The organism is Pantoea sp. UBA5035 (genome assembly GCF_002415245.1).
GTDB lineage: Bacteria > Pseudomonadota > Gammaproteobacteria > Enterobacterales > Enterobacteriaceae > Pantoea > Pantoea septica.
In genome coordinates, this window is the sequence record NZ_DICD01000022.1 from 63,785 (window position 1) to 80,038 (window position 16,254).

Consider the following 16,254-nt stretch of genomic DNA (forward strand, 5'->3'; position numbering starts at 1 on the left):
GGCAATCCTTATCAGGGTAATTTTTTCTTAGCGTCGCGGTGAGCGTTCAAACGACGCTTTATACGACGGATCAGGCGCGCCACGCGCCAGGCGTGTTTCAGGCAGTAGCCGTAAAACATAAACGCCACCATAAACAGCACCAGCATCACCCACTCAGGGATAAAGGCGAGGTACTCGCCGAGCACGCCGATGCCGGCGAGAATCGCGGCCGCCACGGTGATCAACACAAACGCCTGGCGCGAGGTGAAGCCGGCGCGCATGATCAAATGGTGAATATGCTGCCGGTCGGCGGAGAAGGGGCTCATGCCTTTGCGCAGGCGACGATACATAATCGCCACCATATCCATCAGCGGAATGGCGATCAGCCAGAGCGCGGTCACGGGCGTAATCGGATGACTCAATCCCTGCGTGGTTTCCAGCAGGATCCAGATAATGGTGAAGCCAATCATGGTGCTGCCGGCGTCGCCCATAAAGACTTTATAGCGGCGGCCAAGGAAGCCGAGGTTAAGCAGAATATAGGGCAGCGTGGCGGCGATCATCGCGAAACACCATACGGCCAGGCTGTACTGACCGTCGAAGCAGAGAATAATGCCCATCGCCGCAAAGGTGACCGATGAGAGCCCGCCCAGCAGGCCGTCGATGCCGTCCACCATATTAAAGGCGTTAATCGCCGCCCAGACGGCGAACAGCGTCAGTACGTAGCCAAACGGCCCGACCACCAGCTCAACCGGGCCGATAATAAAGCCGAGGCTGAGCAGATAGAGTTTGGCTCCCACCATCATCGCCACCGCTACCGCGGCCTGCACCACGGCGCGGATTTTCACGCTGATATCAAAACGATCGTCGAGCGCGCCGACCAGCACCAGCAGACCGGCGCAAATAAGATAAAGCGTGGCGTGCGGCAGGTAGAAGCGGGTAATGAGAAACATAAAGCAGATGCCGGCGTAAACGGAAATGCCGCCGACCAGTGGAATGGCGCCGTGATGACGTTTACGGGAATTAGGCGTGTCGACCAGACCTATTTTTTTAGCCGCTTTGCGCGCAAAAAAGATAAAGACTAAAGAAAATAGAAAAGTAAGGCCCAGCTCAGTACTCATAGTGAGTAAATTCACGTTTAACGCTCTCAGCTAAAATCAGGGACAGGATAAACAAACTGCATGTTTTTGCCTTTCATCCCGAGTCCGAATTCTGCTTCCGACCACGCGCGCATGGTTATTTTTTGCGCACTGCCGCCGCAGTCATTATAAATGCTCCTGCCAGCGGTAATCCTAATGCGCACAAATAAAAAACGCCACGTTAAGACGTGGCGTTAGGGCGAATTCCTGCGCATTTAGGCTAAAAAAGTCGGTTTCGCCGTCTCGATTAGCCAGCGCGGAATTACGAGCGCTTCATCATATCGAAGAATTCGTCGTTGGTTTTGGTCATCGCCAGTTTGTTGATGAGGAATTCCATCGCGTCGATTTCGCCCATCGGGTGAATAATCTTGCGCAGGATCCACATCTTCTGCAGCTCTTCCTGGGAAGTGAGCAGCTCTTCTTTACGCGTACCGGAGCGGTTGTAGTCAATCGCCGGGAAGACGCGTTTTTCAGCGATTTTACGTGCGAGGTGCAGCTCCATGTTACCGGTGCCTTTAAACTCTTCGTAAATCACTTCATCCATCTTCGAACCGGTATCAACCAGCGCGGTCGCGATGATGGTCAGGCTGCCGCCCTCTTCCACGTTACGCGCGGCGCCGAAGAAGCGCTTCGGACGATGCAGGGCGTTGGCGTCAACACCACCGGTCAGGACTTTACCTGATGCCGGCACTACGGTGTTGTAGGCGCGCGCCAGGCGAGTGATGGAGTCGAGCAGGATGATCACGTCTTTCTTGTGTTCAACCAGACGCTTCGCCTTCTCGATCACCATTTCGGCAACCTGAACGTGGCGTGAAGCCGGTTCGTCGAAGGTAGAGGCGATAACTTCGCCTTTGACCAGACGCTGCATCTCGGTCACTTCTTCCGGACGTTCGTCGATCAGCAGCACCATCAGCACGCAGTCTGGATGGTTGTAGGCGATGCTCTGCGCGATATTCTGCAGCAGCATGGTTTTACCCGCTTTCGGCGGCGCGACGATCAGACCACGCTGGCCGCGGCCGATCGGCGAAGCCAGATCCAGCACGCGTGCGGTAAGGTCTTCCGTCGAACCATTGCCGCGCTCCATGCGCAGACGGCTGTTGGCGTGCAGCGGCGTCAGGTTTTCGAACAGAATCTTATTACGCGCGTTTTCAGGCTTATCGTAGTTAACCTCGTTAACCTTCAGCAGCGCAAAGTAACGCTCGCCCTCTTTCGGCGGACGGATTTTGCCGGAGATGGTGTCACCAGTGCGAAGGTTGAAACGGCGAATTTGGCTGGGAGAAACGTAGATGTCGTCGGGACCGGCGAGGTAAGAGCTGTCTGCGGAGCGGAGGAAACCAAATCCGTCCTGCAATATCTCCAGCACACCATCACCGAAGATGTCCTCGCCGCTTTTCGCGTGCTGTTTGAGGATGGCGAAAATAATATCCTGTTTGCGCATGCGCGCCAGGTTTTCCAGCCCCATATTTTCGCCGAGGGTAATCAGCTCAGAAACCGGCGTGTTCTTTAATTCGGTAAGATTCATAGTGATGGGTTCTTAAACTCGGGGTAATTCTCGAAATGTTGGTCGTGAATGGTATGGCTTAATATTCCATGCCTGTTAATGGCGCTTTCAACTCTTCTCGACGATCATCGTCAGGGATGGCGACTGGAAGCGAGAGAGACGGTTGAAATGCGATGCCAAAGTTGGTGCTAACCGTCAGAATTGCTAAACCGCTGTATACGGAACGTGCTTCAGGGTTTAACAAAGGAAATCTTTAAGATGCAAACTACAAGGTAAGTGCGTAATGCAGTGAAAGTAACTTAGCACGCTAAAATGCGAACGTCCAGCAGTGGAAGAAAATTCGCCACCGCCGAACGTTCTCGTCCTTACGCCAGGTTGGCGTTCAGGAACTCTTTCAGCTGGCTTTTAGACAGCGCGCCGACTTTAGTCGCGGCGACTTCACCGTTTTTGAACAGCAGCAGCGTCGGGATGCCGCGGATGCCGTACTTCGGCGCGGTGCCCGGGTTATCGTCAATGTTCAGCTTGGCGATAGTGAGCTTACCGTCGTACTCTTCGGCAACTTCATCGAGAATCGGGGCGATCATTTTGCAAGGACCACACCATTCAGCCCAGAAATCTACCAGTGTGACACCTTCTGCTTTCAGAACGTCTGCATCGAAACTGTCATCGGTGAGGTGAACGATTTTATCGCTGCTCATGTATTACTCCACAAGATTATGCCTGGCGAATTGGCGTAAAGTTTACCAACGAAGGTTGACTTTATTTCATCGGATACGCTTTCGTAAAGCGATAGTAAGCTGATATTCTACCACACTATGAGCAAAACACACTTAACAGAACAGAAGTTTTCCGACTTCGCCCTGCACCCTCTGGTCGTGGAAGCCCTTGATACAAAAGGCTTTCATCACTGTACGCCTATTCAGGCGTTAGCTCTGCCCTTTACGCTCTCAGGGCGTGATGTCGCAGGCCAGGCGCAAACCGGTACCGGCAAAACGATGGCGTTTCTGACGTCGACGTTTCATCATCTTCTCACTCACCCTGCCCAGGAAGGCCGTCAGATCAATCAGCCGCGCGCGTTGATCATGGCGCCGACGCGCGAACTGGCGGTACAGATCCACGCCGACGCCGAACCGCTGGCGCAGGCCACCGGTCTGAAGCTGGGCCTGGCTTACGGCGGCGACGGCTACGACAAGCAGCTGAAAGTGCTGGCTGACGGCGTCGACATCCTGGTCGGCACCACTGGCCGTCTGATCGATTACGCGAAACAGAACCACATTAACCTCGGCGCGATTCAGGTGCTGGTGCTGGACGAAGCCGACCGCATGTTCGATCTCGGCTTTATTAAAGATATCCGCTGGCTGTTCCGCCGCATGCCGCCTGCGACGCAGCGCCTGAGCATGCTTTTCTCCGCCACGCTCTCCTGGCGCGTGCGCGAACTGGCTTTCGAACACATGAACAACGCCGAGTACGTTGAGGTGGAGCCAGAGCAGAAAACGGGTCATCGCATTAAAGAAGAGCTCTTCTACCCGTCGAACGAAGAAAAAATGCGCCTGCTGCAGACGCTTCTGGAAGAAGAGTGGCCGGATCGCGCTATCGTCTTCGCCAACACCAAGCATCGTTGCGAAGATATCTGGGGCCATCTGGCGGCGGACGGCCATCGCGTCGGCCTGCTGACCGGCGACGTGCCGCAGAAGAAGCGCCTGCGCATTCTGGACGACTTCACTAAAGGCGACGTCGATATCCTGGTGGCGACCGACGTGGCGGCGCGCGGCCTGCATATTCCTGCGGTCACGCACGTCTTTAACTACGACCTGCCTGACGATCGCGAAGATTACGTTCACCGTATCGGCCGTACCGGACGCGCAGGCGCCAGCGGACACTCTATCAGCCTGGCCTGTGAAGAGTACGCGCTGAATCTGCCGGCGATTGAAGAGTATATCGGCCACAGCATTCCGGTGAGCAAGTACAACAGCGACGCGCTGATGGACGACCTGCCGCCGCCGAAGCGTCTGGCTCGCGCCCGCACCGGCAATGGTCCGCGCCGCGGCGGCAACAACGCGAATCGTCGTGGAGCGCCGCGTAACAACAACCGTAAACGTTCGGGTTAATCCACATTATGCTAAGCGCATCGTCACTTTATTCTGCGATTGATCTGGGATCCAACAGCTTTCATATGCTGGTGGTGCGCGAAGTTTCCGGAAGCATTCAGACCGTCGCGCGCATTAAGCGCAAGGTGCGTCTGGCTGCCGGCCTGGACAAAAATAACCATCTTTCCGTCGAGGCGATGACGCGCGGCTGGGAGTGTCTGAAGCTCTTCTCCGAACAGCTGCAGGATATTCCTTCCGAGCAGATCCGCGTGGTTGCTACCGCCACGCTGCGCCTGGCGGCCAACGCCAGCGAATTCCTGTTTACCGCACAGCAGATCCTGGGCTGCACGATTAACGTTATCAGCGGCGAAGAGGAAGCGCGCCTGATTTATCAGGGCGTCGCGCACACCACTGGCGGCTCGGACAAGCGGCTGGTGGTCGATATCGGCGGCGGCAGCACCGAGCTGGCCACCGGCGACGGCTCGCACGCCTCCGTCCTTTTTAGCCTGCCTATGGGCTGCGTAACCTGGCTTGAACGCTTCTTTAGCGACCGACATCTGGCAAAAGAGAATTTCGACGCCGCCGAGCAGGCCGCAATCGACATGATCCGCCCTATCGCCTCGCCGCTGCGCGCTCACGGCTGGGAAGCCTGCGTCGGCGCCTCCGGCACCGTACAGGCGCTGCAGGAGATTATGGTGGCGCAGGGCATGGATGAACGCATCACCCTGAGTAAGCTGCAGCAGCTCAAACAGCGCGCCATTCAGTGCGGCAAGCTGGAAGAGCTGGAGATCGAAGGCTTAACGCTGGAGCGCGCGCTGGTTTTCCCCAGTGGCCTTTCCATTCTGATTGCGGTATTTCAGGAGCTGGGCATCGAAAGCATGACGCTGGCGGGCGGCGCGCTGCGCGAGGGGCTGGTTTACGGCATGCTGCATCTGCCGGTCGATCGCGATATCCGCAGCCGCACGCTGCACAACGTCCAGCGTCGTTTTTCTATCGATGTGGAACAGGCCGCGCGCGTGCGTCAGTTGGCCGACGTGTTTTTCCGTCAGGTGAGCGCGGTATGGAAACTGGATCAGCGCTGCCGCGAGCTGCTGCTCAGCGCCAGCGCGATACACGAAATCGGCCTTAGCGTCGATTTCCGCCAGGCTCCGCAGCACGCCGCCTATCTGGTGCGCCATCTCGATCTCCCCGGCTTTACGCCCGCGCAGAAAAAACTGCTGGCCTGCCTGCTGCAGATCCAGAGCGGCAGCATTGATTTAGCGCTGCTGACCCAGCAAAACGCCCTTCCGCCGCGCCTTGCCGAACGCCTCTGCCGTCTGCTGCGGCTGGCGATCATCTTTTCCAGCCGTCGTCGCGACGATACGCTGCCTGCGGTGCGCTTACAGGCTGACGACGATACGCTGCATCTCACGCTGCCAGCAGGCTGGCTGGAAGCGCATCCGCTGCGCGCCGAACTGCTGGGCCAGGAGAGCCATTACCAGTCCTATGTGCACTGGCTGCTGACTATCGCCTGATAATAAAGGCACTGTTAGTCATTCTCTTCATCTCTGCTTTTCTCTGTGGCAGCCTGCGAGCCGCTACGCAATCTTTGCGCCTCTCTCTCGTAGGGCAGCGATTGAATTTGTAGTATGCCTCTATACGAAATTACGTATAATGAGGCAGGGAATGCGCAAAAAAATCGCTTTCGTGGGCAGCAGTCGTAGAGATTTGATCAGCTTTCCAGAGCATATTCGTCAGCAAGTTGGCTATCAGTTGGATCGGGTTCAGCAAGGACTTGCGCCTGATAGCTGGAAACCGCTTTCCATGGTAGGACCGGGCGTGCAGGAGATCCGCATACAAGGCGAAGAAGGTATCTGGCGCGCTGTCTACGTCGCGAAATTCACCGAAGCCGTTTATGTGCTGCACTGCTTTCAGAAAAAAACGCAGGCAATCAGCTTGTCAGATATTCGTCTGGCGCGAAAGCGCTATGACGCCCTGATCCAGGAGCGTAACCGATGAAAATTGAAATCTTTGACAGCGTCTGGGATGCGCTAAGCGAAACGCCCGAAGCCGCGGAAAATATGAAAATCCGCGCACATCTGATGACTTTCATAAATGCGTGGATTGAAAAACGGCAGCTTAGCCAGACGGAAGCCGCTCAGGCTCTGGGCGTCACTCAGCCAAGAATATCCGAGCTGGCGCGCGGTAAAATCAACCTCTTCAGTATTGATAAGTTGATCGGCATGATGGCGCACGCTGGCCTGGTGATTAAACACATCGAAATCAGCGAGCCGACGGCGGCATGAGCGTAAAGAAAAAGGGCCTTTAGCCCTTTTTCGCCTTCTCCAGCATCGCCCGCAGTCCGGCGACCCGCGTTTGCCCGGTTTTCATCCGCTCTTCGGCGCTGACGACCTTGCGCTCGGTTTCCCAGACGACATCATCCTGCGGCAGCTCGAGCAGGAAGCGGCTCGGCTCCGGACGCACCAGCTCGCCGTACTGGCGACGCTCGCGGCAGAGCGTAAAGGTGAGCTCTTTCTGCGCGCGGGTAATGCCGACGTACGCCAGGCGGCGCTCCTCTTCGATATTGTTCTCATCGATGCTGCTCTGATGCGGCAGTAACCCTTCTTCCATGCCGACCAGAAAGACGTAGGGAAATTCCAGCCCTTTCGAGGCGTGCAGCGTCATCAGCTGTACCTGATCGAGCTCTTCGTCGCTCTCGCCGCGCTCCATCATGTCGCGCAACGTAAAGCGCGTGACCACCTGCGTCAGCGTCATCGGCTCGTCGATATCGCTGCCCTCAAGCATCTCCGTCATCCACTGAAACAGCGTATTGACGTTCTTCATGCGCATTTCGGCCGCTTTCGGACTGCCCGACGTTTCGAACAGCCAGCTTTCATAATCGATGCCGCGGATCAGATCGCGCACCGCATTGACCGGCTCGCGCTCGGTCATCTGCACGATCTCCTGCAGCCAGTGGGTAAAGCGCTGCAGATGTTCCAGGCCGCGCCCGCTTAGCGTCTGCCCAAGGCCGACGTCGAAACTGGCGTTAAACAGGCTTTTATTGCGCAGGTTCGCCCACTCGCCCAGCTTTTGCAGCGTCGCCGGGCCAATCTCGCGACGCGGCGTGTTGACGATGCGCAAAAAGGCGCTGTCGTCGTCCGGGTTGGTAAGCACGCGCAGATAGGCGAGCAGGTCTTTAATCTCCGGACGCGAAAAAAACGAGGTGCCGCCAGAGATGCGATAGGGAATGCGGTTCTGCATCAGCATCTTTTCAAACACGCGTGACTGATGATTGCCGCGATAGAGAATCGCGTAATCTTTATACTGCGTTTTATTGATGAAATGGTGTGCGATCAGCTCGCCCGTTACGCGCTCCGCCTCATGATCCTCATGGTTCGCGGTCAGCACTTTGAGTTCGCTGCCGAGACCGAGCTCGGAGAAAAGCCGCTTCTCGAAGACGTGCGGGTTGTTGGCGATCAGGATATTCGCCGCTTTCAGAATGCGCTGCGACGAGCGGTAGTTCTGCTCCAGCTTGATCACTTCCAGCGCCGGAAAATCCTCTTTCAGCAGCACCAGATTCTGCGGCCGCGCGCCGCGCCAGGAGTAGATCGACTGGTCGTCATCCCCGACCACGGTAAAGCGCGCCCGCGCGCCCACCAGCAGCTTCACCAGCTCATACTGGCTGGTATTGGTGTCCTGATACTCATCCACCAGCAAATAGCGAATGCGCTGCTGCCAGCGTTCCCGCACCTCCTGATTGCGCTGCAGCAGCAGCGTCGGCAGCAGGATCAAATCGTCGAAGTCGAGCACGTTGCACGATTTCAGATGCTGATCGTAGAGGCTGTAGCAGTGGGCGAAAATATTGTCGCGCTCGCTGCGCGCCAGCGCGGCGGCGCGCGGCGGATCGATCAAATCGTTCTTCCAGTTGGAGATGGTCGAGATCAGCTGCTGCAGCAGCGTCTTGTCCTCTTCCAGCCACGGCTGCGTCAAATCTTTCAGCAGCGCCAGCTGGTCGGTATCGTCGAACAGCGAGAAGTTGGACTTCATGCCCAGCGCGGCGTATTCGCGCTTGATGATCTCCAGTCCCAGCGTATGAAAGGTGGAGATCATCAGGCCGCGCGCCTCTTTTTTCCCCAGCGTCTGGGCGACGCGCTCTTTCATCTCGCGCGAGGCTTTATTGGTAAAGGTAACCGCTGCGATATGGCGCGCCTGATAGCCGCACTCGCGGATCAGATGGGCAATCTTATTGGTGATGACGCGGGTTTTGCCCGATCCCGCTCCCGCCAGCACCAGACAGGGGCCGGTAACAAACTCGACGGCGCGTTGTTGGCTGGGGTTTAAACGCATAGTAAAAAATCGCTCAGTAAAAAGAGAGGAGGATGAAATAATGGGCGGTCAGTATACACAATCAGAGGACTATCATGGCGAAAACCGCGGCGGCTTTACACATCCTGGTGAAAGAAGAAGCGCTGGCTAACGAGCTGCTGGCGAAGCTGGAAAAGGGCGCCAGTTTTCAACAGCTGGCGAAGAAACACTCTACCTGTCCTTCCGGACGCAACGGCGGCGATTTAGGCGAGTTTCGACAAGGTCAGATGGTGCCGGCCTTCGATAAAGCGGTCTTCACCTGCCCGCTGATTAAACCTTTCGGGCCGGTGAAAACCGCATTTGGCTATCACATCATTAAAGTGCTCTACCGCAGCTGATCACTTTTTGCTTTTCATCTGCTGCAGCACGTTGCTGCACTGGTTATCCTCGTTGTCGCTTGGGCTGATCAACGCCAGCAGCGCGGCGGCAGGGCCCACCACGGTGCCGAGCGCGACGGCGGCCGCGCCGCGCGCCAGCAGCGGTCCGGCTTTTACGCCGGCGTCAGGATTTTTGAAGGTGCCGCGAACGTAAAGCGGCGAACGCAGCGTCACGATACGGATGCCTTTGCTCTCTGGATTGATCGAGAGATCCAGACGCTCGCTGGCGAAGTTGGCGTTACCGGTGACGTTGATGACCGCATTTTCGGTATCAAACACGAACAGGTTTGGCGTCGCGACGCCGTTTTGCAGCTTCACATCCGTCGCGGCGCAGTTGATACGCACCTCATCGTCGCCAAACAGCTTGCCAACCACATAGTTGCCGACGTTCAGCCCGGCGATCTCCATCAGGCTGCGGCTGATTAAGCCGTTATTCATCAGCAGCTTCAGCTGACCGTTGCTGGTCGCGAGCAGATCCGCCACCGAGTTGCCGCTGCCGGTAAAGCTGGCGTCGCCGTTGAGCTGGCCCAGGCTGCGCTGCATCGCTTCCACATTAGGGAAGAGCTGACGCAGATGCAGACGACGCGCGTGGATGTCGGCGCGGCCACGCATCGGCGACTTATCCCCTTCCAGACGAATCGTGCTGTTTAGCGTGCCGCCTGCCATGCCGAAGCGCAGCGGATCGAGCAGCAGGTCGCCATCTTTCAGCTGCAAATGGGTGTAAAGATCGCTCAACGGCAGCGAATTGCCATGTTCGATGCGCTTGCCGGTGAACTTCACGTCGGCGTCCATGACGTCCCAGCTTTTGGTATCGAAGGTGTCATGCGGCAGCACGCGATCGGCGGGCTGCGCCGCTTTTTCGCCGCGCTTCGCCTTCGCCTGCGCGGTTTTCGCGCTGCCTTTGCCGGAGTCGACGCCGATAAGCGGCCCCAAATCCGCCATACGCAGCTGTTTCGAACTCAGCTCGCCCACCAGCGCCGGTCGCGGTTTGCCCTGGGTGTAAGTAAGCGTGCCGTGAATATCGCTGTCGCCGATATGGCCGTTGAAGTTTTCGTAGTGGTACTCCGGCCCTTTTTTGCCGGTGAAGCGGGCGGTCAGGTGACCGTCGGTTTCATAGGGCGGCGTATCGGGTAAGAGCACGCCGGTCAGCCCATAGAGATTAGCGAGTGTATCGCCGGAGAAGCGCAGCCGCACGTTCACGCCGCCAAGATTCATCGGATCCTGAATGCCGCCCGTGACCTGCACGCGCGTAGAGCCGTTACGTATATCGGCCTGAATTGGGAACGGCGTGTTTTTACTGCGCAGCGAGAGCATGCCGCCGGTTTTGCCTTCTCCTTCCAGCTGCTCATTGTTATAGGTGCCGCGCGCCTCCCAGCCGAAAACAAAGTCGCCCGCGCCTTTCTGCGCGTCGCTGCCGCCGGCAATCTGCCCATAAGGCACCGGCTTGCCGAGCGGATTGATTTTTACCGTTACGTCGGCTTTATTGACCGCATCGCGGTAGCGCAGCTGACCCTGGTCAAACAGAATATTGTCGAGACGGAATGACCAGGCGGATGGCGCCGCACTGGCATCAGGATTTTTGCTGTCGGCGAGATTGAAGGTCCAGTTGTTCTTTTTGTCGGCGGTTTGAATCAGCCGCGCATCGGGCTGCTGAAGTTTAATCCACGGGAGGTAAACTTCTTTATGCAGCAGCGCCAGCGGCGACAGAGTGGCGTCGACGCGCTCCAGATGCACCATCGTCACCTCCGCCATCTCGGGCGGATTGCCTAATATAATGTCCTGCGCATGCACATGCGGCCAGGGTATCCAGCTACGCCAGCCCGGCTCATCGCGGTTGCGCTCCCAGGCGACGCCCAGATCGCCGCGAATCGCGAACTGGCGATTCAGTTCCGTCGAGACTTTCTGGTTGATGGTGGGCTTGAGACGATTCCAGTCAAAGGTCGCGATGATGATCACCACCACCACGATCAGCAACAAAAAAATCCCGACTATCCAGCTAACAACTTTTCCCGTGCGCGACATTTCGCTTCCTCCTTGCCTGTCCACAGTCTCCGTTAAAGATAGTCGAGACGTTGTGGAACGGCATCAGACAAGCTGAAGCGGCAGATGATTAAGTTGCGAAAAGGGGACCGGCCTTGAAAAAAAGTAGCCCTGCGCCGCCATTGCGGGCGAACAGCACACCTGCCGCCACTCCTCTTCGGTCTCGACGCCTTCGACGATCACGCCGTTACAGTAACGGTTAATCAACGCCAGCAGCATCGAGAAGAGCGCCTGACCCTCTTCGGTGCGGCGCAGCAGGATAAACAGCTCGCGCGACAGCTTGATGTAGTCGTACTTCAGCTCCGTCAGCGCGGAAAAGTTGGCCATGCCGGAGCCGAAATCGTCCAGCCACAGCGGCCCCAGCTCCGGCATCTGCGCGATCATCTCTTCCTGCGGCAGCGCGTGATGTTCGGTGAGTTCGAAGCGCACCCACGGCAGCTCGGTAATCAGGCGTCGAATCGGCGGATGCTGCTGAATCGCCATCAGCGTCGGCCCGTCAATATTCACCGACGCTACGATCTGGTTGTCGCAAAAAAAGGGCTGCCACTCTTTTAGCAGCGCCAGCTGCTCATGGACTACGTGCAGACGCTGATTAATCGCCAGCGCCTCAAAGTAGTCCTCCGGCGAGAGTTTCTTTTCCGGCGCGGTCGGATGCGTGACCGCGGTCAGGATTTCAATTGCCAGCAACCGGCCCGATACCTGGTATATCGGCTGGAAAGTGTAGAATCGTTGGCATTGCTGCCAGAAGAGACGCGCTTCCTGTTGTGGGTTGATGTCAGTTGAAGAAGGTAGCCGATGACTAATATTCTTCATCACCATGGTTTTTTCCTGGTTGGTGGCAAGTGCCATGTGTCAGCGCGGCGGCGAGTGTCAGCTGTGCCCGCCCTATCTCTGTCCGCCTGCTGGTCACATAAGACTACAGAGTGTACCAATCCGTATCGGGCGCAATCGTGAAAAAAAGCCCGGCTTTGGCCGTTAAATCGCCGCGAAGACAGGCTTTTTTCACCTTAAGTGGAATTAAAACAGCGTTTTAAAAATCATTGACGTCTGCCATACCAGACGCGAGACTAAGGCACTATTTCACTACAGGCCAAAGACCATGACGCATAAAAAAATAGCCATTATCGGTGAGTGCATGATTGAGCTGTCCGAGAAGGGTGAGAGCATTAAACGCGGCTTCGGCGGCGATACGCTAAACACGGCGGTCTATCTGGCGCGCCAGGTGGATGAGACGCAGCTCAGCGTCGACTATGTGACGGCGCTGGGCATCGACTCCTTCAGCGATCAGATGATCGCCGCCTGGCAGCAGGAGAAGGTAAACACCTGCCTGATCCAGCGGCTGGAAAACAAAATGCCTGGCCTGTATGTCATTGAAACCGATGAGAAAGGTGAGCGCACCTTCTGGTACTGGCGCAGCGACGCCGCCGCGCGCTACTGGCTAGACGCCCCGCAGTCCGCCGCTATCGTCGACGAACTGGCGCGCTATGACTACCTCTACCTGAGCGGTATTTCGCTGGCGATCCTGCCTGACGACAGTCGCGAGAAGCTGATGGCGCTGCTGGATCGCTGCCGCGCTAACGGCGGTCAGGTGATTTTCGACAATAACTACCGTCCGCGCCTGTGGGCCGATAAAGCGAGCGCGCAGCAGGCCTATAGCGCCATGCTGCAGCGCACTGATATCGCCTTTTTGACGCTGGATGATGAACATCTGCTGTGGGGCGAGCATCCATTAAGCGCAGTGATTGAGCGTACGCGCGCCGCAGGCGCCAGCGAGATCGTGATTAAGCGCGGCGCCGACTCTTGTCTGGTGGCGATCGGCGACGACGCGCTGATTGACGTGCCTGCGGTACGTCTCGATGCGGCGCGCATCATCGATACCACCGCGGCGGGCGACTCTTTCAGCGCCGGCTATCTGTCGCAGCGCCTGACGGGCGGTTCGCCGCAGGCCGCCGCCGAGCGCGGCCACCTGACCGCCAGCACGGTGATCCAGCATCGCGGCGCGATTATTCCGCTGGCGGCGATGCCGGCATAACGTCCGCCCCGCTTTGCGGGGCGTGCGACCTCTCCCCGGCGAACGCGCGGCCGAAACCGCCTTAAATTTGCCTTAGCGCGCGACAGTTGACGATGAGTTGCCGTTAAGAGAAAAATTAACGCTGGCACTGATTTTTACCCGTGCGTCAGGCTGCTTTTTGCCCCTGAAATCCCGCTTATTCCTTAGTCCAGGCATAGTCTGAATCCGCCGCTCTGGGCCGTTTTCGGATGGACGACCGCCGCAAAAAAGACCATCTTTTCCTCAACAACAGCAGGACGCTGTTTCGCCGGCCGCGATAAAAAAACGACAACATTCCTCGCATCAGGACCGTTTTATGCACACAGAAATTATCAATATCTGGCCCAATGGCGACGCGCCAGGCGCCAGCGATTCGCGCGCGCAGCCGCAAATCATCGATCTGGCGAAAGAGTATGAGCCTTACGATCGTGCGGCGACCGGCGTGCGCTGCCCGGAGATCGCTATCTGGCATCCCGAAGAGTCCAACGGTATTACGCTGCTGGTGGCGCCGGGCGGCGGCTATCAGCGCGTACTGATCGACCGCGAAGGCAGCGCGCTGGCGACCTTTTTCACCGCGATGGGCTACACCCTGGCGGTAATGACCTATCGCCTGCCCTACGACGGTCATCACGAAGGCGCGGACGCGCCACTGGCCGACGCGCAGCGTGCGGTGCGCGTGCTGCGCGATCGCGCCCAGCGCGGCCTGAACGGCAAATATATCGTGATGACGGGCTTCTCGGCGGGCGGGCACGTCGCCGCCAGCCTGGGCACGCGCTTCGCCGAAAAAATCTATCCGGTGCAGGACGCCGCAGATAGCTTCTCGCCGCGTCCCGACGCGATGGTGCTGGTCTATCCGGTGATCAGCATGCGAGACGGCGTGGCGCATGAAGGTTCGCGCACGCGCCTGCTCGGCGCCTGGCCCGATGCGAAAACCATCGAAGCCTATTCGCTGGAGACGCGCGTACACGCGCAGACGCCGCCGACGCTGCTGATCCACGCGGCGGATGATGAAACGGTCTCGGTAAACAACAGCATGGCGTTTTTTAGCGCGCTCCGCGAACACAAGGTGCCCGCAGAGCTGCACTTTTATCAGAAAGGCGGCCACGGATTCGGCATCCGCGGCGTTGCGGATCTGCCTCTCGCCAGCTGGCCGATGCTGGTAACCGAGTGGCTCAGGGCGAAAACCTGACGGATCAGGAGGAAGGCGGCGCGCTGTCGCTGGCGCTGCTCTCCTGCGGCGCGGCGTCGGCGGCCGCTGGCGGCGCCATCACCTTGTCCCAGATCGCCTGCAGGCTCTTCACATTGGTCTCCGCTTCGCCTTCCGGCTGCATCAGCACCAGCGTAACTTCCTGCGACAATTGCTGACGCAGCTCCTGGTTCAGCCGATCGCGCGTCAGCTCGCTCAGAAACGCCTGACGCAGCTTCTGATACTGCTCAGGCGCGATATCCACCACGGCATTCTGCTGCGAACGCAGGCGCTGGCTCATCAGCACGTCGGTATCGGTGCGCGCATAGGTGGCGAACAGCTTGTTCAGCTCCAGCAGCTTCTGCGCCATCAGCGCGTCGAACTCCTCCTGCGGCAGCCCTTTGTCGCGCACCACCGCCAGCTCGCGCGACACCAGGTTCAGGCCCGACTCCAGCGCGTCGTTGCGCGCGTCGAGATTAACCGAGCACTGGGCGCGCTGGTAGAGCACGCGACAGTCAAAACCGATCTGCAGGTTCTGCGCTTTGCTGTCGCCCAGCGTACGCTGCAGGTGCCAGAACAGCGCCTCGCGCGCCAGATCGCTCTGCCAGTAACGCTGCAGATTCTGCGAATCGCGAATCGGCTGCCAGGGCGTATCCCAAATCAGCGCCAGGCGATCCTGGCTCATCGCGCCATTGACCAGATTAATCGGCTGATGCGGCAGCGGCGAGAGCGTCGGCAGCGGCGCGGGATTGCTGCGCTTGCCGGTCAGCGAGGAGAAGGCTTTGTTGATCTGCTCCGCCAGGCTGCGGCTCTCAACGTTGCCCACCACATAAAGCGTCATGGCGTCCGGCGTATACCACTGCTGGTAAAAGGCGTTCAGCGCGTTGAGGTCGATCGGCGCGCGCGGCTGCTCGGCCGGGTCGTGCGCCAGCAGCGTCGACCCCTTCAGGCGATAGCGCCACAGCACATCCTGGGTATTGGCGGGCCAGGTGGCGGCAGGATCGGAAGCGCTCAGCGCGGTGCTGACCACCTGCTCGTTAATGGACATTTTGCCCGCCGTTGCCGCCAGCCAGTTAAGCGCTTCTTTCAGCAGCTCCGGGCGGTTGTTGGGCAGACTAAGGTTGTACTGGGTAAAGTCGTAGGAAACGATGGCGGGCGGCAGCGGATGCTGCGGGTCCATGGCCTGCTGCCACAGCGCGCGCTGCTGGTTGGTGTCGAGCGCGGCGTTATGCACCATCGCCAGACGCGGCAGCAGGTGGCTGAAGCCGGTCTGCTGGGTAGTCTCTACCAGCGAGCCGGTATTCACCACCATGCGCAGTTCAATGCGATCGCTGGGGCGCTGCGGCGTTGTCAGCAGCTGCCAGCTTAATCCGTTATCCAGTTTCCCTTCTTGCCAGGCTGGATCGGGCTGCAGCGTTTCGGCACAGGCGCCAAAACTGGCGGCCACCCACGCTACCCCCCCAACCAAAAGCCGAATTCTGGTGCCCTGCATGTGAACCTCTAATCTAAAAGTCGTTATCACTGGCACGTTTCGCCGTTGTAATACGCGGTGAG

The 16,254-nt window shown here is 58.2% G+C and carries 14 protein-coding genes; 7 read left to right on the forward strand and 7 right to left on the reverse strand.

All coding sequences use genetic code 11. From position 1 onward, the window contains the following. Positions 1–11: 11 nt before the first annotated feature. The 3 genes from wecA to trxA form a co-directional block, all read right to left on the reverse strand. Positions 12–1,097, reverse strand: a complete 1,086-nt coding sequence (gene wecA / locus B3229_RS15155) for a UDP-N-acetylglucosamine--undecaprenyl-phosphate N-acetylglucosaminephosphotransferase (protein ID WP_048784430.1) — start codon at positions 1,095–1,097, stop codon at positions 12–14. A gap of 280 nt (positions 1,098–1,377) precedes the next feature. Further along, positions 1,378–2,637, reverse strand: coding sequence for a transcription termination factor Rho (gene rho / locus B3229_RS15160; protein ID WP_033754542.1), 1,260 nt, complete (start codon positions 2,635–2,637; stop codon positions 1,378–1,380). Between the two features lie 344 nt (positions 2,638–2,981). After that, the gene (trxA, locus tag B3229_RS15165; RefSeq protein ID WP_033754540.1) at positions 2,982–3,314 is read right to left on the reverse strand and encodes a thioredoxin TrxA; all 333 of its coding nucleotides are present in this window, start codon (positions 3,312–3,314) and stop codon (positions 2,982–2,984) included. A gap of 117 nt (positions 3,315–3,431) precedes the next feature. Between trxA and rhlB the strand changes: the two genes are divergently transcribed. The 4 genes from rhlB (at position 3,432) to B3229_RS15185 (ending at position 6,988) form a co-directional block, all read left to right on the forward strand. Further along, positions 3,432–4,724: an ATP-dependent RNA helicase RhlB gene (gene rhlB / locus B3229_RS15170; protein ID WP_048784431.1), complete on the forward strand. Its 1,293-nt coding sequence runs from the start codon at positions 3,432–3,434 to the stop codon at positions 4,722–4,724. An 8-nt stretch (positions 4,725–4,732) separates the two neighbouring features. Continuing rightward, complete coding sequence (gene gppA, locus B3229_RS15175; protein ID WP_286872084.1) at positions 4,733–6,217, forward strand: guanosine-5'-triphosphate,3'-diphosphate diphosphatase; 1,485 nt, start codon at positions 4,733–4,735, stop codon at positions 6,215–6,217. Positions 6,218–6,368: 151 nt separating this feature from the next. Next, on the forward strand, positions 6,369–6,701 hold the full coding sequence (locus B3229_RS15180) for a type II toxin-antitoxin system RelE/ParE family toxin (protein ID WP_286872087.1): 333 nt from the start codon (positions 6,369–6,371) through the stop codon (positions 6,699–6,701). Then, positions 6,698–6,988, forward strand: coding sequence for a helix-turn-helix domain-containing protein (locus B3229_RS15185; RefSeq protein WP_286872090.1), 291 nt, complete (start codon positions 6,698–6,700; stop codon positions 6,986–6,988). Before B3229_RS15180 ends, B3229_RS15185 begins: the two co-directional genes overlap by 4 nt. A gap of 19 nt (positions 6,989–7,007) precedes the next feature. Here B3229_RS15185 and rep read toward each other — a convergent pair whose 3' ends face one another. Beyond that, positions 7,008–9,029, reverse strand: coding sequence for a DNA helicase Rep (gene rep, locus B3229_RS15190; protein ID WP_033754526.1), 2,022 nt, complete (start codon positions 9,027–9,029; stop codon positions 7,008–7,010). Positions 9,030–9,103: 74 nt separating this feature from the next. Between rep and ppiC the strand changes: the two genes are divergently transcribed. Beyond that, the gene (gene ppiC, locus B3229_RS15195) at positions 9,104–9,385 is read left to right on the forward strand and encodes a peptidylprolyl isomerase PpiC (RefSeq protein WP_033754522.1); all 282 of its coding nucleotides are present in this window, start codon (positions 9,104–9,106) and stop codon (positions 9,383–9,385) included. Here the strand turns inward: ppiC and B3229_RS15200 are convergent, their stop codons facing one another. Then, entirely contained in the window at positions 9,386–11,446 is a 2,061-nt protein-coding gene (locus B3229_RS15200; protein ID WP_048783742.1) for an AsmA family protein, read from the reverse strand. Positions 11,447–11,509: 63 nt separating this feature from the next. Next, positions 11,510–12,283, reverse strand: a complete 774-nt coding sequence (gene pdeH / locus B3229_RS15205; protein WP_048783745.1) for a cyclic-guanylate-specific phosphodiesterase — start codon at positions 12,281–12,283, stop codon at positions 11,510–11,512. A 280-nt stretch (positions 12,284–12,563) separates the two neighbouring features. Between pdeH and B3229_RS15210 the strand changes: the two genes are divergently transcribed. Beyond that, positions 12,564–13,496: a sugar kinase gene (locus tag B3229_RS15210; protein ID WP_286872097.1), complete on the forward strand. Its 933-nt coding sequence runs from the start codon at positions 12,564–12,566 to the stop codon at positions 13,494–13,496. A 334-nt stretch (positions 13,497–13,830) separates the two neighbouring features. Next, the gene (locus B3229_RS15215; RefSeq protein ID WP_286872099.1) at positions 13,831–14,703 is read left to right on the forward strand and encodes an alpha/beta hydrolase; all 873 of its coding nucleotides are present in this window, start codon (positions 13,831–13,833) and stop codon (positions 14,701–14,703) included. A gap of 4 nt (positions 14,704–14,707) precedes the next feature. On the opposite strand, the gene B3229_RS15220 is transcribed toward B3229_RS15215, so the two are convergent. Further along, positions 14,708–16,192 carry a M16 family metallopeptidase gene (locus B3229_RS15220; protein ID WP_048783750.1) on the reverse strand — a complete coding sequence of 495 codons (1,485 nt, stop codon included), beginning with the start codon at positions 16,190–16,192 and terminating at the stop codon, positions 14,708–14,710. Between the last annotated feature and the right edge of the window lie 62 nt (positions 16,193–16,254).